This is a genomic window from Streptomyces sp. YGL11-2, from assembly GCF_050054615.1.
Classification (GTDB): domain Bacteria; phylum Actinomycetota; class Actinomycetes; order Streptomycetales; family Streptomycetaceae; genus Streptomyces.
In genome coordinates, this window is the sequence record NZ_JBNHIN010000169.1 from 1 (window position 1) to 550 (window position 550).

Sequence of the window (550 nt, forward strand, 5' to 3'; positions counted from 1 at the left end):
CAGCCGCCACCATGGGCCGGCTACGCACCGCCGTGCAGAACTTCTCGACCCTGGATCTGCCACCGGACGAACTCCTGGCTCACCTCGATGACTTGGTCGGCCGCATCGACCAGGACACGGCCACCGGCACGGCCACCGATACGGACCCGGACAGGGATACGGGCCCGGCGAAGGACGAACTCACCATCACGGGCGCCACCTGCCTCTACGCCATCTACGACCCCACCACCGGCACCTGCACCATGGCCCGGGCCGGCCATCCGCCACCCGCCGTCGTCCACCCCGACGGCACCGTGGAAGTCGCCGAGCTCCCCGCAGGCCCACCGCTCGGCGTGGGCGGTCTCCCCTTCGAGGCCGCGGAGCTACGGCTCCCGGAGGGCAGCAGCGTCGTGCTCTACACCGACGGCCTCGTCGAGGACCGAGAACGCGACCTCAACACCGGCCTGGAGATCCTCTGTACCGCCTTGGCCTGCCCCTCCCGCCCACCGGAGGAGATCTGCGACGTCGTCATCAGCACGCTGCGGCCCGCCCGCCAGAGCGACGACATCGC

The 550-nt window shown here is 70.9% G+C and carries 1 protein-coding gene; it reads left to right on the top strand.

Features of this window, described 5'->3' with window-relative positions; translation table 11 throughout:
- Positions 1–550, top strand: a 550-nt coding sequence (locus ACO1BR_RS44190; RefSeq protein ID WP_426800760.1) for a PP2C family protein-serine/threonine phosphatase, incomplete at both ends; no start/stop codon positions are given.